The organism is Limimaricola sp. AA108-03 (genome assembly GCF_050847355.1).
Classification (GTDB): domain Bacteria; phylum Pseudomonadota; class Alphaproteobacteria; order Rhodobacterales; family Rhodobacteraceae; genus Limimaricola.
Genome location: NZ_CP193755.1, coordinates 2,076,946 through 2,101,388, shown reverse-complemented (window position 1 = coordinate 2,101,388; position 24,443 = coordinate 2,076,946). Strand labels below are relative to the sequence as shown.

The 24,443-nt window shown below is 69.6% G+C and carries 23 protein-coding genes and 1 tRNA gene; 8 read left to right on the top strand and 16 right to left on the bottom strand.

Going from position 1 to position 24,443, the window contains the following annotated elements; genetic code table 11:
* The first annotated feature begins 64 nt into the window (after nt 1-64).
* Nucleotides 65-841 carry an enoyl-CoA hydratase-related protein gene (locus ACRAQ3_RS10250; protein ID WP_269395942.1) on the top strand — a complete coding sequence of 259 codons (777 nt, stop codon included), beginning with the start codon at nt 65-67 and terminating at the stop codon, nt 839-841.
* Nucleotides 842-845: 4 nt separating this feature from the next.
* Here ACRAQ3_RS10250 and ACRAQ3_RS10245 read toward each other — a convergent pair whose 3' ends face one another.
* The 3 genes from ACRAQ3_RS10245 to gltX all read right to left on the bottom strand — a co-directional run bounded on the left by ACRAQ3_RS10245 (nt 846) and on the right by gltX (nt 4,695).
* Nucleotides 846-1,454 carry a hypothetical protein gene (locus ACRAQ3_RS10245; protein WP_432254554.1) on the bottom strand — a complete coding sequence of 203 codons (609 nt, stop codon included), beginning with the start codon at nt 1,452-1,454 and terminating at the stop codon, nt 846-848.
* Between the two features lie 439 nt (nt 1,455-1,893).
* On the bottom strand, nt 1,894-3,189 hold the full coding sequence (locus ACRAQ3_RS10240) for a citrate synthase (protein ID WP_085895760.1): 1,296 nt from the start codon (nt 3,187-3,189) through the stop codon (nt 1,894-1,896).
* Between the two features lie 102 nt (nt 3,190-3,291).
* Entirely contained in the window at nt 3,292-4,695 is a 1,404-nt protein-coding gene (gene gltX / locus ACRAQ3_RS10235) for a glutamate--tRNA ligase (protein WP_432254553.1), read from the bottom strand.
* A 50-nt stretch (nt 4,696-4,745) separates the two neighbouring features.
* On the opposite strand from gltX, the gene ACRAQ3_RS10230 reads away from it, so the two are divergent.
* Nucleotides 4,746-6,836: a ComEC/Rec2 family competence protein gene (locus ACRAQ3_RS10230; protein ID WP_432254552.1), complete on the top strand. Its 2,091-nt coding sequence runs from the start codon at nt 4,746-4,748 to the stop codon at nt 6,834-6,836.
* Here ACRAQ3_RS10230 and lexA read toward each other — a convergent pair.
* From lexA to ACRAQ3_RS10195, 7 genes are all read right to left on the bottom strand, one after another.
* A complete protein-coding gene (lexA, locus tag ACRAQ3_RS10225) occupies nt 6,830-7,510 on the bottom strand; it encodes a transcriptional repressor LexA (protein ID WP_269395938.1) in 681 nt (226 codons plus the stop codon). The genes ACRAQ3_RS10230 and lexA overlap by 7 nt on opposite strands.
* Before the next feature lie 78 nt (nt 7,511-7,588).
* The gene (locus ACRAQ3_RS10220) at nt 7,589-8,761 is read right to left on the bottom strand and encodes a molybdopterin molybdotransferase MoeA (RefSeq protein WP_432254551.1); all 1,173 of its coding nucleotides are present in this window, start codon (nt 8,759-8,761) and stop codon (nt 7,589-7,591) included.
* Nucleotides 8,758-9,228 (bottom strand): cyclic pyranopterin monophosphate synthase MoaC, encoded by a 471-nt coding sequence (moaC, locus tag ACRAQ3_RS10215; protein ID WP_432254550.1) that lies wholly within the window; start codon nt 9,226-9,228, stop codon nt 8,758-8,760. Before moaC ends, ACRAQ3_RS10220 begins: the two co-directional genes overlap by 4 nt.
* A complete protein-coding gene (gene trpC / locus ACRAQ3_RS10210) occupies nt 9,228-10,037 on the bottom strand; it encodes an indole-3-glycerol phosphate synthase TrpC (protein ID WP_085895766.1) in 810 nt (269 codons plus the stop codon). The genes moaC and trpC overlap by 1 nt, the downstream gene beginning before the upstream one ends.
* A gap of 39 nt (nt 10,038-10,076) precedes the next feature.
* Nucleotides 10,077-10,724, bottom strand: coding sequence for a uracil-DNA glycosylase (locus tag ACRAQ3_RS10205; RefSeq protein WP_432254549.1), 648 nt, complete (start codon nt 10,722-10,724; stop codon nt 10,077-10,079).
* On the bottom strand, nt 10,721-11,740 hold the full coding sequence (gene trpD, locus ACRAQ3_RS10200) for an anthranilate phosphoribosyltransferase (protein WP_432254548.1): 1,020 nt from the start codon (nt 11,738-11,740) through the stop codon (nt 10,721-10,723). The genes ACRAQ3_RS10205 and trpD overlap by 4 nt, the downstream gene beginning before the upstream one ends.
* The gene (locus tag ACRAQ3_RS10195; RefSeq protein WP_269395933.1) at nt 11,737-12,339 is read right to left on the bottom strand and encodes an anthranilate synthase component II; all 603 of its coding nucleotides are present in this window, start codon (nt 12,337-12,339) and stop codon (nt 11,737-11,739) included. Before ACRAQ3_RS10195 ends, trpD begins: the two co-directional genes overlap by 4 nt.
* Nucleotides 12,340-12,497: 158 nt before the next feature.
* Between ACRAQ3_RS10195 and ACRAQ3_RS10190 the strand changes: the two genes are divergently transcribed.
* Both ACRAQ3_RS10190 and ACRAQ3_RS10185 read left to right on the top strand, forming a co-directional pair.
* Nucleotides 12,498-14,345 carry a divergent polysaccharide deacetylase family protein gene (locus ACRAQ3_RS10190; RefSeq protein WP_432254547.1) on the top strand — a complete coding sequence of 616 codons (1,848 nt, stop codon included), beginning with the start codon at nt 12,498-12,500 and terminating at the stop codon, nt 14,343-14,345.
* A 130-nt stretch (nt 14,346-14,475) separates the two neighbouring features.
* On the top strand, nt 14,476-14,880 hold the full coding sequence (locus tag ACRAQ3_RS10185) for a DoxX family protein (RefSeq protein WP_085895771.1): 405 nt from the start codon (nt 14,476-14,478) through the stop codon (nt 14,878-14,880).
* A 121-nt stretch (nt 14,881-15,001) separates the two neighbouring features.
* Here ACRAQ3_RS10185 and ACRAQ3_RS10180 read toward each other — a convergent pair whose 3' ends face one another.
* From ACRAQ3_RS10180 to fabI, 6 genes are all read right to left on the bottom strand, one after another.
* Nucleotides 15,002-15,502: a GNAT family N-acetyltransferase gene (locus tag ACRAQ3_RS10180; RefSeq protein ID WP_432254546.1), complete on the bottom strand. Its 501-nt coding sequence runs from the start codon at nt 15,500-15,502 to the stop codon at nt 15,002-15,004.
* A 371-nt stretch (nt 15,503-15,873) separates the two neighbouring features.
* On the bottom strand, nt 15,874-17,382 hold the full coding sequence (gene trpE, locus ACRAQ3_RS10175; RefSeq protein ID WP_269395930.1) for an anthranilate synthase component I: 1,509 nt from the start codon (nt 17,380-17,382) through the stop codon (nt 15,874-15,876).
* A gap of 7 nt (nt 17,383-17,389) precedes the next feature.
* Nucleotides 17,390-19,288, bottom strand: a complete 1,899-nt coding sequence (locus ACRAQ3_RS10170; RefSeq protein WP_432254545.1) for a peptidyl-prolyl cis-trans isomerase — start codon at nt 19,286-19,288, stop codon at nt 17,390-17,392.
* A gap of 117 nt (nt 19,289-19,405) precedes the next feature.
* Nucleotides 19,406-20,584, bottom strand: coding sequence for an aminotransferase (locus ACRAQ3_RS10165; protein WP_432254544.1), 1,179 nt, complete (start codon nt 20,582-20,584; stop codon nt 19,406-19,408).
* Nucleotides 20,585-20,735: 151 nt separating this feature from the next.
* Nucleotides 20,736-21,242: a xanthine phosphoribosyltransferase gene (gpt, locus tag ACRAQ3_RS10160; RefSeq protein WP_085895777.1), complete on the bottom strand. Its 507-nt coding sequence runs from the start codon at nt 21,240-21,242 to the stop codon at nt 20,736-20,738.
* Between the two features lie 5 nt (nt 21,243-21,247).
* Nucleotides 21,248-22,054: an enoyl-ACP reductase FabI gene (gene fabI / locus ACRAQ3_RS10155; RefSeq protein ID WP_085895778.1), complete on the bottom strand. Its 807-nt coding sequence runs from the start codon at nt 22,052-22,054 to the stop codon at nt 21,248-21,250.
* A 168-nt stretch (nt 22,055-22,222) separates the two neighbouring features.
* Here fabI and pdxH point away from each other — a divergent pair, with 168 nt between their 5' ends.
* The 4 genes from pdxH (at nt 22,223) to ACRAQ3_RS10135 (ending at nt 24,108) form a co-directional block, all read left to right on the top strand.
* Nucleotides 22,223-22,828, top strand: coding sequence for a pyridoxamine 5'-phosphate oxidase (gene pdxH, locus ACRAQ3_RS10150; protein ID WP_432254543.1), 606 nt, complete (start codon nt 22,223-22,225; stop codon nt 22,826-22,828).
* 100 nt (nt 22,829-22,928) lie between these two features.
* Nucleotides 22,929-23,510, top strand: a complete 582-nt coding sequence (locus ACRAQ3_RS10145; protein ID WP_432254542.1) for a cold-shock protein — start codon at nt 22,929-22,931, stop codon at nt 23,508-23,510.
* Nucleotides 23,507-23,980 (top strand): DUF192 domain-containing protein, encoded by a 474-nt coding sequence (locus tag ACRAQ3_RS10140; RefSeq protein WP_269395926.1) that lies wholly within the window; start codon nt 23,507-23,509, stop codon nt 23,978-23,980. Before ACRAQ3_RS10145 ends, ACRAQ3_RS10140 begins: the two co-directional genes overlap by 4 nt.
* Before the next feature lie 51 nt (nt 23,981-24,031).
* Nucleotides 24,032-24,108, top strand: a tRNA-Pro gene (locus ACRAQ3_RS10135).
* Nucleotides 24,109-24,443: the final 335 nt, after the last annotated feature.

Sequence of the window (24,443 nt, the reverse complement as noted above, 5' to 3'; positions counted from 1 at the left end):
GCGGTTGCCCCTTTATCGCGTCACGCGCGGCTGTAGGCTCGCCCGCAACAAGGGGAGAGCTTGCATGGACTACCAGACGATCAGCCTCGCGATCGATGACGGCGTGGCGCTGCTGACGCTCGACCGGCCGGCGGTGATGAACGCGCTCAACACGCAGATGCGCGCCGAGATCACACATGCGCTGCGCCATCTCGACGAGAGCGCGCGGGTGCTGGTGATGACCGGGGCGGGGCGGGCCTTCTGCTCGGGTCAGGACCTGGGTGACACCGGCAACGCCAATGCCACCGATCTCGAGCGGGTGCTGCGCGACGAATACGTGCCGATGCTGCTGGCGCTGCGCGACCTGCGGGTGCCGAGCATCGCGGCGGTGAACGGTGCTGCGGCCGGGGCCGGGGCCAATCTGGCGCTGGCCTGCGACGTGGCGATCGCCTCCGAGGCGGCGCATTTCACACAGGCCTTCACCCGGATCGGCCTGATCCCCGATGCGGGCGGCACCTGGACCCTGCCGCGGCAGGTCGGGACCGCGCGCGCAATGGGGGCGATGCTCTTCGCGGACCGGATTCCGGCGCGGCAGGCGGCGGATTGGGGGATGATCTACGAGGCGGCGCCGGAGGTCGATTTCGAGGAGCGCTGGCGCGCCCGCGCGGCGCAGCTGGCGCAGGGGCCGACCGAGGCCTACCGGCAGCTGCGCGAGGCGATGCGCTCCAGCCCCGAGGCGAGCTTCGAGGAACAGCTCGCGATCGAGGCGCGCCACCAGGGCGCCTGCGGCCGCAGCCGCGACTTCAAGGAAGGGGTCGTGGCCTTCGTCGAGAAACGGGCGCCCCGCTTCGAAGGGCGCTGAAGGCTCAGGCGGCGCTGCCCAGCTGCTGCGCGCGCGGCGACATCATCGGCATGATCTCGTCGAGCAGCCCGCCGAAGACCGAGCCGTCGGTCGAGGTCGTCTTGCGGGTCGGCGCCGCCGGACGCGCCGGCAGCCGGCCCTCGATCACGAAGCCCGCGCAGGCGGCGTGGTTCGCCGCCGTCGGCACCAGCTGCAGCAAGAAGGCGCGGCCCGCCAGATCGTCGAGCGTGATGCACAGCCGGTCATGCGCCAGATGCGCGGCAGCGCTGCGCGGCGCCGGGCCGTTCTGCCGCTGGGCCCGGCCGAAATTGGCACCGCAATCATGGCCGCGCCCGGTGTCGCCTGCGGCGCGGACCCGACCGGCCGAGAAGTGCTGGCCGCGCAGCTTGTCGCCGGTCAGGCTGAGCCCGCCCAGAAGGTCGTGATCGGCGAAGTCGAACACCAGCGTGCCCAGGCCCAGCCCGTGACCGTCCTCGTCCTGCATCTTCAGGTCGATCGTGATGCCGCCATCGGCCGTCTCGTGCAGCGCGATGCGAACCCGGACGTCCTGGCCGAATGTGGCATGGGTGCTCTCGGGAGTGGCGGTGAACTGCATCGCGATATGGGCCGACATGGGAGTATCCTTTCGCTCGATCCTGAAAATTAGAACTCGTTGAAGTGAACGCATTCTGTATCGCAACGGATTGCGGCATTGGGGTGGCACGGCCCCCGGCACCGGGAATTTTGCCCTTTTTTTCCAATGACTTATCCCTTCGGATAGGCGCCCAACGTATAGGGGTCCTATCCGAAAGAGTCTGCATATCCGGTTTCCTCAGGAAACGGACATCTCTTTCGAAGGGGTTATTTTGGGAGGCTTGCTCGAAAGTATAGGCGGGGATCGGGACAATTCCTTAGCGCCACGAGGATTGGTTCCGGCGTCGCAATGGCGGCGACGAGCGGACCGAAGCGCCGCCGAAACATGGCGGAATCATGGCGCGCGTCTCGCATCCGAAACGAAAACGGGCCCGGCGATTCCGCCGGGCCCGTCCATCGAGGCATCCTAAAGCTGTGTATCAGCGCTGTTCGATATCCACGTAGTCGCGCTGCGCGGCGCCGAGATAGAGCTGGCGCGGGCGGCCGATCTTGAGCTGCGGATCGGCAAGCTGCTCCTTCCACTGCGAGACCCAGCCGACGGTGCGCGCCAGCGCGAAGATCGGCGTGAACATCGAGGTCGGGAAGCCCATCGCGTCGAGGATGATCCCCGAGTAGAAATCGACGTTCGGGTAGAGCTTCTTCTCGGCGAAGTAGGGATCCTCCAGCGCCACGCGCTCGAGCTCCTTGGCGACCTGCAGCGTCGGGTTGTTCTCGATGCCCAGAAGCTCCAGCACCTCGTCGGCGCTTTCCTTCATCACCTTCGCGCGCGGGTCGAAGTTCTTGTAGACCCGGTGGCCGAAGCCCATCAGGCGGAACGGATCGTTCTTGTCCTTGGCGCGCTCGATGAACTCGGGGATCCGGTCCGGGGTGCCGATCTCGCGCAGCATCTCGAGGCAGGCCTGGTTGGCGCCGCCATGGGCGGGGCCCCAGAGGCAGGCGATGCCGGCGGCGATGCAGGCGAACGGGTTGGCGCCCGACGACGAGGCGAGGCGCACGGTCGAGGTCGAGGCGTTCTGCTCGTGATCGGCGTGCAGCGTGAAGATCCGGTCCATCGCGCGGGCGAGGATCGGGTTCACCTCGTATTCCTCGGCCGGGACCGAGAAGCACATGCGCAGGAAGTTCGAGGCATAGTCGAGATCGTTGCGCGGATACACGAAGGGCTGGCCAATCGAGTACTTGTAGGCCATCGCCGCGATGGTCGGCATCTTGGCGATCAGGCGGATCGAGGCGACCTCGCGCTGGTGCTCGTCATTGATGTCGGTGCTGTCGTGGTAGAAGGCCGACATCGCACCGACCACGCCGACCATGGTGGCCATCGGATGCGCGTCGCGGCGGAAGCCGCGGAAGAAGTTGTGCATCTGCTCGTGGATCATCGTGTGACGCGTCACCAGCGTCTCGAACTCCTCGAGCTGCGCCGCCGAGGGCAGCTCGCCATAGAGCAGCAGGTAGCAGACCTCGAGATAGTGCGATTCCTTCGCCAGCTGCCCGATCGGGTAGCCGCGATGCAGCAGCACACCCGCCTCGCCATCGATATAGGTGATGGTCGAGTCGCAGGACGCGGTCGAGGTGAAGCCCGGATCGTAGGTAAAGACGCCCGCCTGCGCATAGAGCTTGCGGATGTCGATGACCTCGGGCCCTTCGGTGGGGGCGTACATCGCCAGATCGTAGCTTTCGCCGTCGATCGTCAGCTTGGCGGTCTTTGTGGTTTCGGCCATTCAGGTCCCCTTCATGTTCCCGCCGCCGCCAGGGCGGCGCGCGACTCTGATCTCTCGATGCCGCGCTGCAACATAGCACCGGCCCAATGGCGGGCCAGTCTCTCAGGCCGCCGCATCCCCGATCCGTGCGACGGTTTCGTCGCGGCCGAGCACAAGCATCATGTCGAATACGCTGGGGCTGACCATGCGCCCCGCCAGCGCCGCGCGAAGCGGCCCTGCCACCTTACCCAAGCCCAGACCATGCGTCTCGGCCAAAGCTGTCACGACCCCCTCCAGCGCGTCACGCTCCCAGCTAGCAGTTTGCAGCTGCGGCGTCAATTCTGCCAGTATACCACGGGATACATCGTCGAGCGCCTTGGCCGATTTCTCGTCCGGCTCAATCGGCCGCTCCGTCAGGACGAAGTGAGCCTTTTCAATAAGTTCCGGGAAGATCTTGGCCCGGTCCTTCAGATGCGGCATGGCACGCAAAATGCCGTCCCGCTGGAATTCCGTGAGGGGAAGCTGCCCGGTCGCGGCAAGGAAAGCCTCCAATTCATGCAGCAGTGCGGCATCGTCGGCGACGGCGATGTGCTGGCGGCACAGGTTCTCGAGCTTCTTGGTGTCGAAGCGGGCCGGCGACTTGCCGATGCCCTTCAGGTCGAACCACTCACGCGCCTCGGCATCCGAGAAGAACTCGGCGTCGCCATGGCTCCAGCCGAGACGGGTGAGGTAGTTGCGCATCCCCGCCGCCGGGTAGCCCATCTGTTGGTATTCGGCGGCGCCGGTGGCGCCGTGCCGCTTCGACAGCTTCTTGCCGTCGGGGCCGAAGATCAGCGGCACATGCGCGAAGACCGGCAGGTCCCAGCCCATGGCGCGGTAGATCATCGCCTGTCGGTGCGCGTTGGTCATGTGGTCGTCGCCGCGGATCACGTGGGTCACGCCCATGTCGTGATCATCGACCACCACGGCCAGCATGTAGACCGGCGAGCCGTCCGAGCGCAGCAGCACCATGTCGTCGAGCTGGTCGTTGCCGATGGTGATCTCGCCCTGCACCTCGTCGCGGATCGTGCTCGTGCCCTCGCGCGGGGCCTTGATCCGGATCACGAAGGGCGCGTCGGGATGCTCGGACTCCGGCACGTCTCGCCAGGGCGAGCGGAACAGCGTCGAGCCGCCCTCGGCGCGGGCCTGTTCGCGGAACGCCTCGATCTCCTCCTGGGTGGAGAAGCACTTGTAGGCCGTGCCTTCGGCCAGCATCCGGCGCGCCACCTCGGCGTGGCGCGCGGCGCCCTCGGCTTGGCTGATCGGCTCGCCGTCCCAGTCGAGACCGAGCCAGCGCAGCCCGTCGAGGATCGCCTGGGTGTTCTCGGCCGTGGAGCGGGCGCGGTCCGTGTCCTCGATCCGCAGCAGGAACTTGCCGCCGCGACCGCGGGCATAGAGCCAGTTGAACAGCGCCGTGCGGGCGCCGCCGATATGCAGCGCGCCGGTGGGCGAGGGGGCGAAGCGGGTGACGACCGGGGTCTGGGACATGTCGGGGATTCTTAACCTTTCGCTAAGCATACGGCGCGCAGCCTTGTTGCATGGGGGATACTCAGGTCGGGGCACGGAAACAAGCATGGCCCAAGCGGGCGGCCCCGATCCCGCTGGCCGGCTTCGAAGGAGTATTGGCGCGGCAGCGCGGCCATCTCGCCTGCTGGGCGCCGGTCTGCCTCGGCCTCGGCATCGGCATCTGGTTCGGGCTGGCCGAGGAGCCGGGGGCGGGCTTCTACGGTGCCGTGGCCGGGACCGTCGGCCTGTGCGTGGCGGCATGGGGCTTGCTGCGGCGCTCCATGTTCCGGTTTCTGGCGGCGGCCGGCCTCTTGGTCTGCGGTGGTCTGCTGCTGGCCGGCGCCCGGGCGCACGGCCTGTCCGCGCCGGTGCTCGGCTTTCGCTATTACGGGCCGATCGAGGGGCGGATCGTCGATATCGACCGTTCGCAGAGCGACCGGCTGCGGATCACGCTCGACCGGGTGCGGCTCGACGAGGTCAGGCGGCGACCCGCGCGGGTGCGGCTGTCGCTGCATGGCGAAATCGACACGCCGCTGGCGCCGGGGGTGCGGGTGATGACCACCGGACATCTGTCGCCGCCGCCGGGACCGGCCGAGCCGGGCGGCTTCGATTTCCGGCGCCATGCCTGGTTCGCACGGCTCGGCGCGGTGGGCTACAGCCGCGTGCCGCTGCTGCTCGCCTCCGAGGCGGGGGCCGAGGGCGCGTGGCTGGCGCGGTTGCGGGTCCGGCTCAGCGCCGCGATGCGGGCGCGCGTCGCGGGCGAGGCGGGGGGATTTGCCGCCGCGGTGACGACCGGTGACCGCTCCGGGCTGGGGCGTGACGCGAACGACGCCATGCGCGAGGCCAATCTCTATCACCTCGTCTCGATCTCGGGGATGCACATGGCGATGCTGGCGGGCTTCGTGTTCTGGCTGGTGCGCGCGGCGATCGCCGCAGTGCCGCCGCTGGCGCTGCGGCTCGACGCGCGCAAGATCGCCGCCGCCGCGGCGCTGCCCGCCTCCGCCTTCTATCTCGCGCTTGCCGGGCGCGACGTGGCGACCGAACGGGCCTTCGTGATGGTGGCGGTGAGCCTCGGGGCGGTGCTACTCGACCGGCGGGCGCTGAGCCTGCGGGGCTTGGCGATCGCGGCCCTGATCGTGCTGGGGCTCAGGCCAGAGACGTTGCTCAACCCCGGTTTCCAGATGTCGTTCGCCGCCGTGCTGGCGCTGGTCGCGGTGATGGGACGTCTGCCGCCGGGCTGGCACCGGCCGCGCGGGCTGGCGCGGTTGTGGATGCCGGTGGCGCTGCTGTCGCTGACCTCTCTGGTCGCCGGGTCGGCGACCGCCCCCTTCGCGGCGGCGCATTTCAACCGCGTGGCGCATTACGGGTTGCTGGCCAACCTGCTCGCCGTGCCGGCCATGGGCGGGCTGGTGATGCCCGGCGCGGTGATCCTCGCGGTGACCGGCCCGCTCGGCCTCGACCAACCCGCGACATGGATGATCGATTACGGGTCGCGCTGGATCCTGTTCGTGTCCGAGCGCATCGCCGCGCTCGATGGCGCCAGTTCGGCGGTGATCGCGCCGCCCGGCGCGGTGGTGCCGCTGGTGGCCTTGGGCGGGCTGTGGCTGGTGCTGTGGCAGGGGCGGGGCCGGGTGGCGGCGCTGTTGCCGCTGGCGCTGGCGGCGGGGCTCTGGGCGCGGGCCGAGCGGCCGGACCTGCTGGTGAGCGACAGCGGCGCGCTCCTGGGCCTGATGACGCCCGAGGGGCGGGCCCTGTCGAAGCCCACCGGCGATGGTTTCGCCGCATCCGCCTGGCTCGAGAATGACGGCGACGGGCGCGATCAGCAGGCGGCGCATGACCCGGCGGTCCTACCCCGGATCGACAGGGTGCTGCGTCTCGATCTGGGGGGCACGCGGATCGTCCAGGTCACGGGAAAGACCGCACTGGCCGCGCTGCGGGGCTGCGATGGCGCGGACATCCTGATCGCCAACCAGCGTGACGCGGAGCCGCGTCCCTGCCTGCGCTACGACGCAAGGCGGCTGCGCGACACGGGCGCGCTCGCGATCCGGGATGGTCCCGGCGGCCTGCGGATCGAGACGGTGGCCGAGCGCGCCGGCCGCCGTCTCTGGACGAGGGCTCAGTAGCTGCGGATCAGCCCGACGAGGCGGCCCTGCACGCGGACCTGATCGTCGCTGTAGATCCGGGTCTCATAGGCCGGGTTCGCCGCTTCGAGCGCGATCCGCTTGCCGTTGCGGCGGAACCGCTTGAGCGTGGCCTCTTGCTCCTCGATCAGCGCGACGACGATGTCGCCATTGTCGGCGGTGCCGGTCTCGCGGATCACCACGACGTCGCCATCGTTGATCCCGGCCTGGATCATCGAGTCGCCGCGCACCTCGAGCGCGTAGTGGCTGCCCTGGCCGAGCATCGAGCCGGGCACCGCGATCTCGTGGCTGATCTCGCTGATCGCGGAGATCGGTACACCGGCGGCGATGCGGCCCATCACCGGCAGGTTCATCGCCAGCGCCGCGATCTCGGGCGGCATGTCGGAGGGCTTGGGATCGGCCTCCGGCGCCGCGCCCTCGGCGGCGAGACGCGCTTCCATCGCCTCGGGCAGCTTGAGGATCTCGAGCGCCCGGGCCCGGTGCGCGAGGCGGCGGATGAAGCCACGCTCCTCGAGCGCGGTGATCAGCCGGTGAATGCCGGATTTCGACCGCAGGTCGAGCGCGTCCTTCATCTCGTCGAAGGAGGGCGGAACGCCGTCGGCCTTGATCCGCCGGTGGATGAATTCCAGCAGGTCGGATTGTTTGCGGGTCAGCATGGTTGCCCCTTTATGCGCGCAGACGGTTGGGGCTCCGTTCTACGCACGTTCCCGTTTTGTGTCAAGAGGCGGCTGGAATCACAGCGAGATGATTTCGACCATCTCTCCCGCATCGCGGGCAGGGTCGTGCGGCGGCTGCACGATCAGGCAGTCGGCGTCGGAGAGCACCGAGAGCAGCGAGCTGTCCTGCTTGGAAAAGGCGCTGACGCCGTCCGGGCCGCTGGCGGCGCGTAGGTAATGCTCGCGCGGACCGTTCGCGGCCAAGGGTGCCGCGAGGCGCGCGCGACGACGCGGCGCGGCGGCGGGCGGCAGCCCGGAAATCGCCCGGATCAGCGGCACCAGAAAGACATGGGCGCAGACCATCGACGAGACCGGATTGCCCGGCAGGCCCAAGAGCAGCGCCTCGCCGAAGCGGCCCGCCATCAGCGGCTTGCCCGGGCGCAGCGCCACCTTCCAGAAGGCGCGCTCCATGCCGGCCTCGGCCGCGGCGGCCCCGACGAGATCATGGTCGCCCACCGAGGCGCCGCCGATGGTCAGAACGATGTCGGCGCCGCGCGCCAGATCGAAGGCCTGTCGCAGCGCGGCCATGCTGTCGCCGGCGATCGGCAGCAGCCGTGGCGTGCCGCCGGCCTGCGCGACGATGCCGTGCAGCCCGTAGGCGTTCGAAGCGATGATCTGGTCGGGGCGCGGATCTCCACCCGGCGCGACCAGCTCGTCGCCGGTGGCGATGATCGCCACCTCGGGGCGGCGCGACACGGTGAGCCGGTCGGCGTTCATCGCCGCCGCCAGCGCGATATCGGCCGGGCGCAGGAGGCGTGGCGCGGCAAGCGCGTCGCCCACGCGGAAATCGGCGCCCAGGGGGCGGATATTGCGGTTGTCCGAAATGCCGGGGCCGAGGATCACCGCGTCGCCATCGCGGGTCGTATCCTCTTGGATCACCACGCGGTCGGCGCCTTCGGGCACCGGCGCACCGGTAAAGATGCGCACTGCTTCGCCGGGGCCCACGATACCGGAGAAGGCGTGTCCGGCCGCGGCCTCGCCGATCACCGCAAGCCGCGTGCCTTGCGCGCAATCGGCGTCCCGGATCGCGTAGCCGTCCATGGCCGAGGCCGAAAATGGCGGCTGGTCGCGCCGGGCCGTCACCGGCGCGCGCAGCACCCGGCCCAATCCGGCGGTCAGCCCGACCTCTTCGACGGGCAGGGCGGAGACCAGCGCGAACAGCCGGTCCAGCGCCTCGGATACCGGGATCACGCTTCCCAGCGCCCCGACTTGCCGCCCTCTTTCAGGGCGAGGCGGACGCCGCCGATCTCCATCCCCTTTTCGGCCGCCTTGAGCATGTCGTAGATGGTGAGCGAAGCGACCGACACCGCGGTCAGCGCCTCCATCTCGACGCCGGTGCGCCCGCTGGTCCGCACGGTGGCGGTGATCCGCACGCCCGGCAGATCCTCGTCCGGTTCCAGGTCGATCGTCACCTTGGAGAGCGGCAGCGGGTGGCAGAGCGGGATCAGATCGGCGGTCTTCTTGGCCGCCATGATCCCCGCGAGCCGCGCGGTGCCCAGCACGTCGCCCTTGCCGGCGCGGCCCTCGCGCACCAGCGCCAGCGTCTCCGGGCTCATCCGCACATGGCCCTCGGCCACCGCCAGCCGGTCGGTCACCTGCTTGTCGGTGACATCGACCATCTGGGCGCGGCCCGCGGCATCGAAATGCGTCAGCGGCATCAGGCGCCGCCCGGCGCGGTCAGCGGGTTGGCGAGGATCGCCCGGGTCGCCGCCGTCACGTCCTCGTGCCGCATCAGGCTTTCGCCGATCAGGAAGCTGCGGGCGCCGTAGCGGGCGATCTCGGCGAGATCGGCGGGCGTCGAAAGGCCGCTCTCGGCGACGATCATCCGGTCCACCGGCACGTGCTTGGCCAGCATGCGGGTCACGTCGAGCGAGGTCTCGAAGGTCTGCAGGTTGCGGTTGTTGATGCCGATCATCTTCGAGTTCAGCCCGGCGGCGCGGTCGAGCTCGGCCCGGTCATGCACCTCGATCAGCGCGTCCATGCCCCAGCGCGTCGCCGCGTCCTCGAGCTCGCGCGCCTGCGCGTCCGAGACGCTGGCCATGATGATGAGGATGCAGTCGGCCCCGAGCGCCCGGCTCTCGGCCACCTGCCACGGATCGTAGAGGAAATCCTTGCGCAGCACCGGCAGCGACGAGGCCTCGCGCGCCTGCACGAGATATTCGTCCGCGCCCTGGAACGAGGGCCCGTCGGTCAGCACCGACAGGCAGGCAGCGCCGCCCTCCTCATAGGCGCGGGCCAGCGCCGGCGGGTCGAAATCGGCGCGGATCAGCCCCTTGGAGGGGCTCGCCTTCTTGATCTCGGCGATCAGGCCGTAGCCCTCGCGCGCGGCCTCGGTCAGGCGGTCCGCGAAACCGCGCGGGGCGGGGGCCTGCGCGGCGCGCGCCTCGATATCCGAAAGCGGCAGCTCCGCCTTGCGGGCCGCGACGTCTTCGAGCTTGTAGGCCTTGATCTTGTCGAGAATATCCATGTCGTCGTTCTACCGGGCAAAATGGGGCTTGGAAAGCGTTCAGGCGGAACCGCACCAGTCGATCGCGGCCTCGCCGCGCGCCTCGAGCCAGTCGTTGATGCGGCTGAAGGGGCGCGACCCGAAGAAACCGCGCCGGGCCGAGAGCGGCGAGGGATGCGCGGTCTCGATCACCAGATGGTCGGGTCCGAGATGGGGGGCCGCGATCTTCTGGGCGTGCTTGCCCCAGAGCAGGAAGGCGCAGGGCCGCGCCGACGCGCGCGCGAGCACCTGGCCCACCAGCCGGTCCCAGCCCCAGCGCGCATGGCCGCCCGCCGCGCCCGGCTCGACCGAGAGCGCGGTGTTGAGAAGCAGCACGCCCTGCCGGGCCCAGTGGCTCAGATCTCCGGTGGTCGGGGCGCAGCCGATATCGTCGCGCATCTCGCGCTGGATGTTGCGCAGCGAGGGCGGCAGTTTCGCGAGGTCCGGCGGCACCGAGAAGGCAAGGCCGGTGGCGTGGCCCGGGGTGGGGTAGGGGTCCTGGCCCAGGATCACCACGCGCACCGTCTCGGGCGGCGTCAGCTCCAGCGCCCGGAACCGCAGTTCCGGCGACGGCAGCACGGCGGGCAGGGCGGCGAGACGGTCGCGCAGCGCCGGCCACTCCGCCGCGAAAAACGGCAGATCGGCCCAGCCTTGCGGCAGTTCGTTCACGCGGTGCCGGAGGTGATCGCGGCGAGGCGCTCGATGGCGCGGCGCGCGGCGCCCGAATCGATGCTCTGCGCCGCGAGATCGGCGCCCGCGCGCAGGTCCTCGACCCGGCCCGCGACCAGCAGGGCGGCGGCAGCGTTGAGCCGCACCGCGTCGCGGTAGGCGCCCGGCGCGCCGTCGAGCAGCGCCGCCAGAGCCCGGCCGTTCTCCTCCGGGGTGCCGCCGATGATCGCCTCGAACGAATGCTCGGGCAGCCCGGCATCGGAGGGGCTGATCTCGAAGCTTTCGACTTTGCCGTTCTCGAGCGCGGCCACCGCAGAGGGGCCGCAGATCGACAATTCGTCGGTGCCGTCGCCGCCATGCACCAGCCAGGCCCGCTCGGAGCCCAGCCGCCCCAGCACCTCGGCCATCGGCGCGATCAGCGCCGGGTCATAGGCACCGGTAAGCTGGCGCTTTACCCCGGCCGGGTTGGTCAGGGGGCCGAGAATGTTGAACAGGGTCCGGATGCCGATCTCGGCCCGGACCGGGCCCACATGCTTCATCGCCGGGTGATGCATCGGTGCCATCATGAAGCCGATCCCAGCCTCGCGGAGAGCGCGCTCGACCACCTCGGCCCCGACCATCACCTGTACGCCCATCTGGCCCAGCGCGTCGGCGGTGCCGGATTTCGAGCTGAGATTGCGATTGCCGTGTTTGGCCACCGGCACGCCGGCGCCCGCCACGACGAAGGCGGTCGCGGTCGAGATGTTGAGCGTATTCTTCCCGTCGCCGCCGGTGCCGACGATGTCGATCGCGCCCTCGGGCGCCGCGACCTTCAGGCAGCGCGCGCGCATCACATGCGCGGCGGCGGCGATCTCGGCCACGGTTTCGCCGCGCATCCGGAGCGTCACCAGAAAGGCCGCCATCTGCGCCGGGGTGGCGTCGCCGTCGAACAGGATGCCGAAGGCGGATTCCGCCTCCTCGCGCGAGAGCGGTCCCGCCAGCGCCGCCGCGATCAGCGGCTTCAGACGGTCGCTCATGCCGCCACCGGGGTGCCGGGCGCGTGGCCGGGCAGCCGGTCGAGGAAGTTTTTCAGCATCTGGTGGCCATGCTCGGAGGCGATGCTCTCGGGGTGGAACTGCACCCCTTCGATCGGCAATTCGCGATGCATCAGCCCCATGATCGTGCCATCGGCCAGCGCCGCCGTCACCTCGAGGCTGTCGGGCAGGCTCTCGCGCTCGACCACCAGCGAGTGGTAGCGCGTCGCCTTGAAGGGCGAGGGCAGCCCGGCGAAGACGCCCTTGCCCTCATGCAGCATATCGGCGGTCTTGCCATGCACGATCTCGTGGCAGCGCACCACGCGGCCGCCGAAAGCCTGGCCGATGGTCTGGTGGCCGAGGCAGACCCCGAGCAGCGGCGTCCGGGTCTCGGCGGCGGCGCGGGTCAGGTCGAGACAGATGCCGGCACGGTCGGGATCGCAGGGGCCGGGCGAGAGCACGATGCCCTCGGGCGCCATCGCCATCGCGGCCTGCGTGTCGATCTCGTCGTTGCGTTTGACCACGACCTCCGCGCCCAGCTCGCCCAGATAGTGCACGAGGTTCCAGGTAAAGCTGTCGTAATTGTCGATCAGGAGAAGCATGGTCCCTCCGGGCGGCGCACGCGGCCGTTGCAATTCGGGGCTACCGTTCGGCGGTGGTCCCTTGGTAAGGTCGGGGCATAAATGGGACCGGGAGGCGGGAAACGTCAAGGTCCGGGACTGAGCGACGCCGTGACGCGCGGCGCAGCGGGGCAGGAAAAGTGGGATCTGGGTTCATCATAGGCGGGCTCTGGGGTCTGCTCGTGTCGGCGGGGGCATTGGCCGTGGCCTCGCTCATCGGCGACCCGCCGGCCCGTGACGGTACGGCGGAGATCGGGCTGCGGGAGGTGGTGCCCGGGCCGGAGACGGAAACCGGGGTGACGCCGGAGGTCGAAACGGCGCCCGATGCGCCCCCCGAGACGGGGCGCGAGCCGTCGGACGCGCCGGAGATGCCGTCCGAGGAGGGATATCCCGCGCGCGAGGCCGAGGCGGAGCGCGCCGAGGCCGACATCGTGGTGTCGGGCCGTGCCACCGTCGAGACCCTGCCCGACGCGCCGAGCGGCCCGCCGGTCTCGTCCTCGACGCCTCTGCCCGAGGTGCCGCAGGAGCCCGAGGCGGTCGAGGCCTTCGACATGCCGGACACGGACCCGGGCAGCGGCGACGCCCCGTTCGAGATCGCCGGGATGGCACCGCCGGTCGAGGCCGAGGCGCCCTCCGAGCCGGTGCTGTCGCCGCCCCAGACCGAGGCGCCGCAGGTGCCGAGCGGCAGCGCGCCGCAGGATCCCCTGCCGACGACGCCGCGCGCCGACGTGCCCGCGGGTCGCGGCGCCGTCCCCTCGGCCGATACCGTACCCGAAAGCCGGCCCGAGGCCGGGGAGGCGGTCTCGGCGCCGGAGACGCTGCCCGAAACCGCCGCCGGGCCCGCCGTCGCCCCGGGCTCGGAAGAACCGGTGCTGCCGGGGCCGCCGTCGCGGGGGATCGAGGTGCCGGCGGGCGAGGCCGACATCACCGTGGCCACGGACCCGCCGCCGCCGCCCTCGCAGGCACCGCGCGAAGTGATCGACGAGGAGCCGGAAACGCCGGAGCCTGACGCGGCAGACGAGGTCGAAACCGCAGGCCTGCCGCAGGCCGGTGTGCCCGCGCCCGCCCCTGGTTCCAGCGGCCTGCCCGAGCCGCCCGCACCGCCCGAAGCCCCCGCCGCCGGCGAGGCGCCGGCCGGGATCGTGCCGGAGCCGGGCACGATCACCGTGCTGCCGGTGCCCGAAACCGGCGAGCGCGGCCTGCCGGGCCGGGCGGCCGGTCTCAATGGCGGCGACGCGGTGCCGGTGCGCCGTCCCGGCACGGAGGAAGAGGCCGAGCCGGCGCCGATCGCCGAGGACGCGCCCGCCGTTCTGCGCTTCGCCGCGCCCGATACCGCCGATGCCGGCGCGCCCCGGCTCTCGGTGGTGATGCTCGACATGGGCCTGCTCGACGATCCGGTGAGCGCGGTCTCGAGCATTCCCTTTCCGGTCACCATCGGCCTCGATCCAGAGGCGCCCGATGCCGCCGCGCGCGCCGCGCGCTGGCGCGAGGCCGGCTACGAGGTCGCGGCGATGGTGCGGCTGCCGGCGGGGGCGCGGCCCTCGGATGTCGAGGTCACCTACGAGGCCGCCTTCGCCGCGCTGCCCGAGGCGGTGGCGCTGCTCGATGCGGGCGGGGCCGGGCTCAATGCCGATGGCGACGTGACCGCGCAGGCGCTCGATCATCTGGCGGAGGAGGGGCGCGGGCTGGTGGCGCTGCCGCACGGGCTCGCGACGCCGCTGCGACAGGCGCGCGACCGGGGCGTACCAGCGGTCGAGATCTACCGCGATCTCGGCGAGGTCGGTCAGGACGACCGGGTGATCCGGCGCTTTCTCGACCAGGCCGCCTTCCGGGCGCGGCAGCAGGGACAGGTGACGCTTCTGGCCGAGTTGAACCCCGAAACCATCACCGCCTTGACGCTGTGGGGCAACCGTGCCGGGCGCGAGGGCGTGTCGCCGGCGCCGGTCAGCGCGTTGCTGCGGCTGCAATCGGTGGGTCCGGGCAAGTAGGATGGTCGAAGTAGGGCCGGGCAGGTCGGCGGGGCGGGATCTGCGTATTGGCGCACAGGGTCGGTGATTTGACCGCCGTCCCGGCGCCGATCACTGATGGCGCGTCACCACATCATCGAATGGATCGCCCATGACCTCCGCCCCCTCCCAGACCGGCCTCGCCGCCCGTGCGCCCGAAATGCTCAGCGTGCTGCGCATCGTCAGCGCCCTGATCTTCACGCTGCATGGCAGCCAGAAGATCTTCGCCTTTCCGCCGAGCGAACAGACGCCGCCGCTGGCCTCGCTGATGGGAGTGGGCGGTCTGCTCGAACTGGTGGGCGGCCTGCTGCTATTGGTCGGGCTGTTCACCCGCCCGGTGGCCTTCGTGCTCTCCGGCATGATGGCGGTGGCCTACTGGGCGTTCCACGCGCCGGGCAACCTGTTCCCGACGCTCAACGGCGGCGACGCGGCGATCCTCTACTGCTTCGTCTTCCTCTACATCTTCGTCGCGGGTCCGGGGCCGTGGAGCCTCGACGCGCTGATGCGCCGCCGCTGAACGCTGCGCGGCGACAGACCAGATGGGCGGGGTGACCCCCGGCCCATTGCCGAAAAAGTGCAGCCGCCGGGACTTCGGCGGCTGCATTGCTACAGGGGCATCATGACCCGCGGTTCTGGCTTCAGAGCGGCTTCACGAGGCGATGAAGCACATGGTCGAGGCCATGCGTGTTGTCTGCCTTGCTGATCCCGGTCGCCCGGAACCCTTCGCGCTCCCAGAACGCGCGCCCCCGCGGGTTCGCCTGCAGAACGCCCACATACAGCTTAGTCGCCCCATCCGAGCGTGCGAGGTCTTCGATCCTCGACAGGAACACGGCCCCGCGCCCGGCTCCTTGGGACCAAGGCCCGAGGATCATCAGGCCGAGATAGGCATCGCTCTCCGTGGGAAAGCCGTAATGAAGCTCGGCCAGCCCGGAAAGCCGGCCGTCCGAGAAGAGCCCCAGAAACCGAGAGCGATCGAGGTCGCAGCCGGGCGCGCCAGCGGTAAAGAACTCCTCCGCCTTTTCGGAGGGGTCCGGATGGCTCCCTTCCGCCAGAACCCAATAATCGGGCGCCTCAGTATAGAAGCCCGCCACCTGATCCAGATGGGCAGCGATATTCAGCGCCGTGATGCGATCAGCCAAGCCTTGGTCCTCTATAGCCCGGAGGCCTCATTCACGCGCATCTGGTCGCGAGCAAGGTCGCGTATCGTCGCGAGGGGCTTCGTCTTTCGAAGGCTCGATCGAGATCTGGATGAAACGGGAGTTCGCGATGCCCCGGTCATGGTCTCGGGCCCGTGGAGGTCGTGTCGGTCCCAACGCGCGTGAACGGCAACATGCCCGAGAGGGCCGGCAAAGAAGTCATCGCAAGTAGCTCGTGTCGCTTCCTGCCATGAACCTCGCACCTGGTACCGATCAAGGGTGTGGTCGGGCACGATCCGGCCAGCCCGGGTTCGCGTGCGGCATTTACCGCGAAGGGCGGGGTGATCCCCGCCCAGTCTCGTTCCAGTCTCGGTTCAGCCATTGCCCTCCGGGCGGAACATGGCGGCATCCGCCGCGGCGCGCCTGAGCGCGTTCGACTTGTGCACCGTCTCCATGTACTCGGCCTCGGGGTCGCTATCATGGACCACGCCGCCGCCGGCCTGGATGTAGAGCTTGCCGTCCTGCACCACCGCCGTCCTGAGCGCGATGCACATGTCCATGTCGCCACCGGCGCTGAAATAGCCCAGGCCCCCGCCATAGACGCCGCGCTTCTCGGGTTCGAGTTCGTCGATGATCTCCATCGCCCGCACCTTGGGCGCACCCGAAACCGTGCCCGCCGGCAGCCCCGCCAGAAGCGCCGAGAGCGCGTCTTGGTCGTCGCGCAGCTCACCCACCACGTTGGAGACGATGTGCATGACGTGGGAATAGCGCTCGATGATGAAGCGCTCGGTCGGGCGCACGGTGCCGGGCTTGGCCACCCGGCCCACGTCGTTGCGCCCCAGATCCAGCAGCATCAGGTGCTCGGACAGCTCCTTGGCATCGGCCAGCAGGCTTTCTTCGTTCGCCCGGTCCTGCTCGGGCGTGGCGCCGCGCGGCCGGGTGCCCGCGATCGGGCGGATCGTCACCTCGCCGCCCATCACCCGCACGAGGATCTCGGGGCTGGCGCCGACCAGCTGGTAGCCGCCGAAATTGAAGTAGAACATGAAGGGCGAGGGGTTGGTGCGCCGCAGGCTCCGGTAGAGCGCGAAGGGTGGCTCGGGGAAATCTTGGGTCCAGCGCTGGGCCGGCACCACTTGGAAGATGTCGCCCGCGCGGATGTACTCCTTGGCCTTCTCCACGGCGGCGAGATAGCCCTCATGGGTGAAGTTCGACACCGGCTCCGAGAGCGGCGCCGGCGCCTGAAGCGCCCGTGCCTCCTGCGGCACCGGCCGGTCGAGCGCGCGCATCGCCTCGGTGACGCGCTCGGCGGCCTGGGCGAAGGCGGCGCGGGCCGACTGGCCCTGGCCGCACCAGGCCGGGGCCACCAGGATCACCTCGCCCTTCACCCCGTCGAGCACCGCCACCACGGTGGGGCGCATCATCACCGCGTCGGGCAGGCCGAGCGGGTCGGGGTTCACGTCGGGCAGCCGCTCCACCAGACGGATCATGTCGTAGCCCAGATAGCCGAACAGCCCGGCCGAGGCGGCGGGCAGGTCCTCGGGCAGGTCGATCCGGCTCTCGGCGAGGAGCGCGCGCAGCGTGTCGAGCGGGTGGCCGTCGAGATCCTCGAAGGCGTCGTCGTCATAGCGCGCGGCGCGGTTCACCCGGCTTTGCGTGCCGCGGCAATCCCAGACCAGATCGGGATTCATGCCGATGATCGAGTAACGGCCGCGCGCCTCGCCCCCCGTCACGCTCTCCAGGATGAAGGCGTGCTTGCCGGCATTGGCGAGCTTGAGCATCAGCGAGACCGGCGTGTCGAGATCGGCCGCGAGGCGGGTCCAGACGATCTGGTTCGCGCCTGTCTCGTAGCCTTGGCGGAACGTCTCGAAATCGGGGCTGAGCATGGGCGTCTTACCTGAAGGAGGAATGGACCGCCTGGACGGCGGTGTCGTCGATGCGGATCTCGGTGCGGGCCTGCACGGCGCTGGCATAGGCCGCGTAGATGTCCTGCGCGATGCCGGTGCCGAGCCGCTCCTCGATCGCCTGACGCTCGGCCGCGACGCCGGCATCCTCCTCGGCGGGCGGCGCCACGGCATCGAGCCGGACCACGGCGGCAAAGCCGTCGCCGGTGATCGCGCGGGTCTCGCCTTCCTCCATCTCGAAGATCTCGCGGATGAAGCCGGGGAAGGTGCCCTCGACGAAGGCGCGGCGGGTGAGGTTCTGCGCCTGCTGCGGGGCGAGGCCCGCCTCGGCAAAGCTCGCGCCACCGGCGATCTCGGCCGCCAGCGCCTCGGCTCGCTCGCCGCGCAGCCGCGCCCGGGTCTCGGCCTCGACATCGGCGATCACCTGCGCGCGCACCTCGTCGAGCGGACGCAGCTGGGGCGGCGTCACGCCGTCGAGACGCAGCGCGAAGACGCCGCCATCCTCGAAGCCCAGAAGCTCGGGGAAACCGCCCTCCTGCGCGGCGGCGGCCGCCTCGCGGAACGGTGCATAGGCGGCGATGCCGTCGGAGACTTCCTCTGACCATTCGATCGTGCCCAGCTCCATGTCGGCGCGCTCGGCCAGATCCTCGAGCGCGGCGCCGCCCGCGAGCAGGTCGGTGATCTCCTGGCTGCGGCGCTCGATCTCGCGGCGGGCGCGGGCTTGGGCCAGCTCGGCGCGCAGGTCGTCCTCGACCGCCTCGAAGGGTACCTCCTCGGCGGCGAGCACGGCGTTGACGCGGAACAGCGCCGGGCCGAGATCGGTCTCGACCGGGCCCACCACGTCGCCGGCCTCGGCGGCGAAGACCGTCTCGGCGGCGCCGTCCAGATCGGCCTCGGCCACGTCGCCCAGATCCACCGCCTCGAGGCTCAGCCCGCGCGCCTCGACCAGATCCTCGAAGTCGGCCTCGCCCGCCTCGAGCCGGGCCAGCGCCGTCTCGGCGGCCTCGGCGTTGGGATAGACCAGCCGCTCGACCAGCCGGCGCTCCTCCTGCACGTATTCGGAAATTCGCTGCTCGTAGAGTTCGCGCACCTGCGCGTCGTCGATCTCGATCTCTTCGGCCACGTCCTCGGGGCGCAGCCAGACATAGCTGATCTGCCGGATCTCGGGCGCGGTATAGGCCTCGGGCGCGGCGGCGTAGCGCGCCTCGATCTCGGCCTCGGTGGGGGCAGGGATCTCGGCGTCGAGCAGGATCTCGGGCAGGATCACCCGCGGGCGGCCGTCATCGGCGGCGGGCGCGGGCGCGGCGCCGAGCGTCACCGGCGCCCAGGTGATGTCGCGCCGGGACATCAGGAACTCGACCAGCGCCTCGACATGGGCGTCGGGCGCGGCGACGCCGCCGACCACCGCCGTCTGCAGCAGGGCGCGGGCCTCGCCCTCGCGCAGGCTCTGCTCGAACTCGGCCACGCTGAGACCGTTGCGGGACAGCGCGTCGCGATAGGCGTCGCGGTCGAAGCTGCCGTTCAGCCCCTGGAAGGCCGGGATCGCCAGCACCTGATCGCGCACACGGGCGTCGCCCACCGAAAGGCCCAGCGCCTCGGCCTCGGCATCGAGCACCCGCTCGGTGACGAGCTGGCCCAGCACCGCCCGGTCGAGGCCGAATTGCTGCGCCTGCGCGAAGCTCACCGCCGAGCCGGTCTGGCTTTCGAGCGCGCGAATGCGGCTTTGCAGCGCGTTGGCGTAGCTCTGGATTTCCAGATCCTTGTCGCCGACCGTGCCGAGCCGGGTCGCGTTGCCCGTGAGCCCGGTGGCCCCGAAGCCGATCAGGCCCACGAAGAGCAGGATCAGGATGATCCAGACGAATACGCGGTTGCCCTTGCTCGATGCCATTGCGGTCTCCCTGTCGCGCCCCTTCGGCGTGAGCCGTTGAATAGGCAAGCGGGCGGGGCCGTGCAAGCGGATGGGGCGGGGCCCCGTCCGCGGCGAGGGCCCCGCCCGGGGTCGTGCTCAGCGCGCGGGCAGCGCCGCGAGCCGGGTTTCCAGCTCGGCGATGCCGGTGGCGTCGACATTGGCGAAGGCGATACGCAGTTGCCGCCGGCCCGCCTCGGAGCCCTCGGGCGTGAACATCGTACCCGGCAGCAGCAGCACGCCCGCCTCGTGCACCAGCCGCTGCGCCAGCGCGTCGGAAGGCTCGGCATGGGGATGCTCGATCCAGCCGAAATAGGCGCCGCAGCCCATCAGCCGCCAGCCCTGCGGCGCGAGCCGCGCGAAGCTCCGTTCCATGGCGCGGCGGCGCGAGAGGATCTCGGCGCGCTCGCCCGCCAGCCAGTCGCCCAGGTTGCGCATGCCCCACAAGGCCGCCTTCTGGCCGAGGCTGGTCGGGCAGATCGTCACCGTGTCGAGGAACCGCTCCATCTGCGCGATCCGCGCGGTGCTCGCGGTGACGGCGCCGACCCGGTGGCCGGTGAGGCGGTAGGCCTTGGAGAAGGAATAGAGTTGCACCAGCACCTCGGCCCAGTCCGGGTCCGAGAACAGCTCATGCGCCGGCCCCTCGCGGCTGTCGAAGTCGCGATAGGTCTCGTCGAGGATCAGCGCGAGACCGCGGTCGCGGCACAGGTCGCGAAAGGCCGCGAGCAGCTCGGCGGGGTATTCGATGCCGCCGGGGTTGTTGGGGCTCACCAGCACGATGGCACGGGTCGCGGGCGTGATCAGCGCCGCGGCGGCCTCGGGGTCGGGCAGCAGCGTCGGGCCGGTCTCGAGCGGCAGGGTCCGCACCCCGGCCATGTCGTTCCACATGCGGTGATTGAAGTACCACGGGCTGGGCAGGATCACCTCGGAACCTTCGCCGCAAAGCGCCGAGATCGCGGCGCAATAGGCCTGGTTGCAGCCCGAGGTGACCGCCACCTGCTCGGGCACGACGCGGCCGCGATAGGCTTCGCTCCAGTGCCGCGCGATCTCCTCGCGCAGGTCCGGCAGGCCGAGGACAGGGCCATAGAGATGGGCGCTGGCATCCTGCATGACGATCTCGGCCATGGCGCGTCGCAGCGGCTCGGGCGGCGGATCGACCGGCGCGGCCTGGCTGACGTTCAGGAGCGGCCGCTCGGGCGGAAAGCTGACCCCCTCGATCCAGCGGCGGGCCTCCATCACGGGAGGTGGAAAGGTCGATGCGGTGCGGCTGCTGCTCATGTCGTCTCCCTGGGGTGTCGCAGGGGACGCTAGACCCGCGACGATGCGGGCGCAATCGCCGGGCCCACATCGCGCGATACGCCCGATGGGGCGGGCCGGAACGCGAACGGCCCCGCCGATGGCGGGGCCGTTGTGCAGGTGCCGGAGCGGCTCAGTCCTTGCCGCGATAGGGCTCGACATATTGCAGGGCCATGTCCCACGGGAAGAAGATCCAGGTGTCCTGGCTCACCTCGGTGACATAGGTGTCGACCTGGCCGTTGCCCATCGGCTTGGCATAGACGGTGGCGAAATGGGCGTTGGGATAGAGCTGGCGCACCAGCTCCAGCGTGCGGCCGGTATCGACGAGGTCATCGACCACGAGGATGCCGGTGCCGTCGCCCATCATCTCGGCGTCGGGGGCCTTCAGCACCTTGGCGCTCGCCTGGTTCTGGTGCTCGTAGGACTTGACCGAGATCGTGTCGACGGTGCGGATGCCGAGCTCGCGGGCGACGATCATCGCCGGCGCCATGCCACCGCGGGTGATCGCGACCACCGCCTTCCAGGCGCCCTCGGCGTCGGGGCCCCGGCCGTCGAGCCGCCAGGCCAGGGCGCGGCTGTCGCGGTGCAGCTGGTCCCAGGATACGTGGAAGCCCTTTTCATGCGGCAGTCGGTCGGTCATCGCTCTCAGCCTTTCGTGATGTCGGGCGCGTCGGGGTTCTTCATGCCGATCACGTGGTAGCCCGCATCGACGTGATGGACCTCGCCGGTAACCGCGCTGCCCAGATCCGACAAGAGGTAGAGGGCGGATTTTCCGACCTCCTCCTGGGTGACCGTGCGGCGCAGTGGCGAATTATACTCGTTCCACTTCATGATGTAACGGAAATCACCGATACCGGAGGCGGCCAGCGTCTTGATGGTGCCGGCAGAGATCGCGTTGACCCGGATCGCGTCGCGGCCCAGATCCTCCGCGAGGTACTGCACGCTCGCCTCCAGAGCCGCCTTGGCCACGCCCATGACGTTGTAGTGCGGCATCACCTTCTCGGCGCCGTAATAGGTCAGCGTCAGGCAGGAGCCGCCCTCGGTCATCATCGGCGCCGCGCGCTTCACCACCGAGGTGAAGGACCAGACCGAGATGTCCATCGACATCAGGAAGTTCTGCTTCGAGGTGTCGACATAGCGGCCGCGCAGCTCGGACTTGTCGGAAAAGCCGATGGCGTGGACGATGAAGTCGAGCTTGCCCCATTTCTCCTGCAGCGCGGTGAACAGCGCGTCGATGCTGTCCTCGTCGCCGACGTCGCAGGGCAGCACGATGTCGGAGCCGACCTCCGCCGCGAGCGGGCCGACCCGCTTTTTCAGCGCCTCGCCCTGATAGGAGAAGGCCAGCTCGGCGCCGGCACCGGCGCAGGCCTTGGCGATGCCCCAGGCGATCGACTTGTCGTTGGCGAGCCCCATGATGAGGCCGCGTTTTCCCGCCATCAACTGCGATGTCATGAATGTCCCTCTTGCCGATCCGGCGCCGTTTCGATCCGGTGTAGGCGATAGGGAGCATGGCATCAAGGCCACGGGCCTACGTGACGTCATGCTTAGAGCGGAAGGAGAGGGGACTAAATGGTTGAGAATGGAGTATACTGTCGGAATACGAGTGAGTGAGTTTGTATGATGGACCCGCGTGTCGGCATCTTCGCCGGAGATGATCCGCTGAATATTACAAGGCTCTGGCTTGAGGAAGCCGGGCGCCACGAGCCTTCGGATCCCAACGCGATCGCGCTGGCCACGGTTGATTCCGAGGGTCTGCCGGATGTGAGAATCGTACTGCTCAAGAGCATCGAGAGCGATGCGTTCGTGTTCTACACGAACTACGAAAGCGCCAAGGCGCGCCAGATCGACAGCAATGGCCGCGCCGCTTTCGCCATGCACTGGAAGTCGCTGCGCCGACAGATCCGGGTGCGCGGGTTGGTGGAACGCGAGGACGGCCCGATCGCCGACGCCTATTTTAGATCACGGCCGCGTGAGAGCAGGGTGGGGGCCTGGGCTTCGCCTCAAAGTCGTGCGATCGCCTCGCGCGCGGCGCTCGAGGCGGAGGTGGCGCGACTCGATGCCGAGCTTGGCGAGGATCCGCCGCGGCCGGCCTTCTGGGGTGGATATCGGCTCAGACCGCTCGAGATCGAATTTTGGGCAGATGGCGCACATCGGCTTCACGACCGGTACAAATGGTCGAGACCGACGCTGAACCATCCGTTCGAAGTGTTACGTTTAGGACCGTGATTTCACACGGAATGAAATTCGATGCTTGTAGCCACCCTCGGACTGTGCTGCACAGACGAAAAAAATCGGACGGGCCGGGACAAGGCTGCTGGAGGCGGAGATGAACGACATGCTGGACAAGCAGACGGAGGACCGCCTCGAGATCGCGGGACACGTCAAGTGGTTCGATCCGGCGAAGGGATTCGGCTTCATCGTGCCCGATGACGGCGGCTCCGACATCCTGCTGCACGCCAATGTGCTGCGCAACTATGGCCAGAACTCGGTGGCCGATGGCGCGCGGATTCGCATCCTTGCCCATCGCACCGAGCGCGGCATCCAGGCCGCCGCCATCCTGTCGCTCGAGGCACCGGCGACCGCCGCCGCGGTGCCGCTGGCCGATTTCCAGGAGTTCGACCCCGAATATCTCGCGAGCCGTCCGCTCGAACCGGCGCGGATCAAGTGGTTCGACAAGACCAAGGGCTTCGGTTTCGCCAACATCTTCGGCGCCGGCGACGACATATTCCTCCATGTCGAGGTGCTGCGGGCGTCCGGCCTCGCGGATCTCGAACCCGGCGAGGCGGTGTCACTGCGGGTGATCCAGGGCAAGCGCGGGCGAATGGCGACGGAAATCCTCACCTGGGACGCGGCGCTGCGCCAGCCGGGGGCCGCGAAGCCCGAGGACGGGAACGGGGACGAGGCATGAAGGCGCTGCTGCTGGCGGCCTTCGCCGTCTCGGCGCCGCTGGCCCTGCAGGCCGCGACCTGCGCGCCCGACCGGGTGACGATACGGGGCGATTGGGGGCAGGCGGCCTTCACCGTGGCCGTGGCCGATGATGCCGCCGAGCGGGCGCAGGGGCTGATGAACGTTCCCGAGATGCCGCGCATGACGGGCATGCTCTTCGTCTATGAAGAGCCGCAGGCCGTGTCCTTCTGGATGCGCAACACTCTCATTCCGCTCGACATGATCTTCGCCGGCCCCGACGGGACCGTGCGCAGCATCCACGAGCGCGCGCAGCCGCTCGACGAAACCCCGATCCCGGGTGGCACCGACATCCAGTACGTTCTGGAGCTCAATGGCGGCATGGCGGAACGGCTCGGCATCGCGCCCGGCGACACGCTGCGCCACCCCTCGATCGGCAGCGACGAGACACCGGCAGCCGATCCCTGCGAATGATCACGGCGGCGCTTGCACCCGGGCGCGCGCCAGCCTAGAAGGGCGGCGGTCCGGGGCGTAGCGCAGCCTGGTAGCGCATCTGTTTTGGGAACAGAGGGTCGCAGGTTCGAATCCTGCCGCCCCGACCAATCTCCTCTCATTTCCATTCTCGGTGACCCGGAGAGGCCGGTCCCTCTGGTTTCGGGCATCGTGGCGAATCCCCCTAACACCGGGTGACGCCGGGTTGTGGCCCGTATCGCGCCATCGAAGATATCTCCGGCTCAAAACGACCCCCAAAGACCCCTGTGGCCCCGATGTCACGCCCTGCGGTGGACAAGTTCAGGGCCCGTTTCTCACCCCCTGTGGATAATTTTCAGGCCGTGCTCAAGCGGTGCATATGTCCCAGCGTCAGGCGCCCTCAAAGCCCAACGCAGACTGGGCATATGACGTTTTTCATGGACCGGTGGGGGCTGTGGAAAACCCT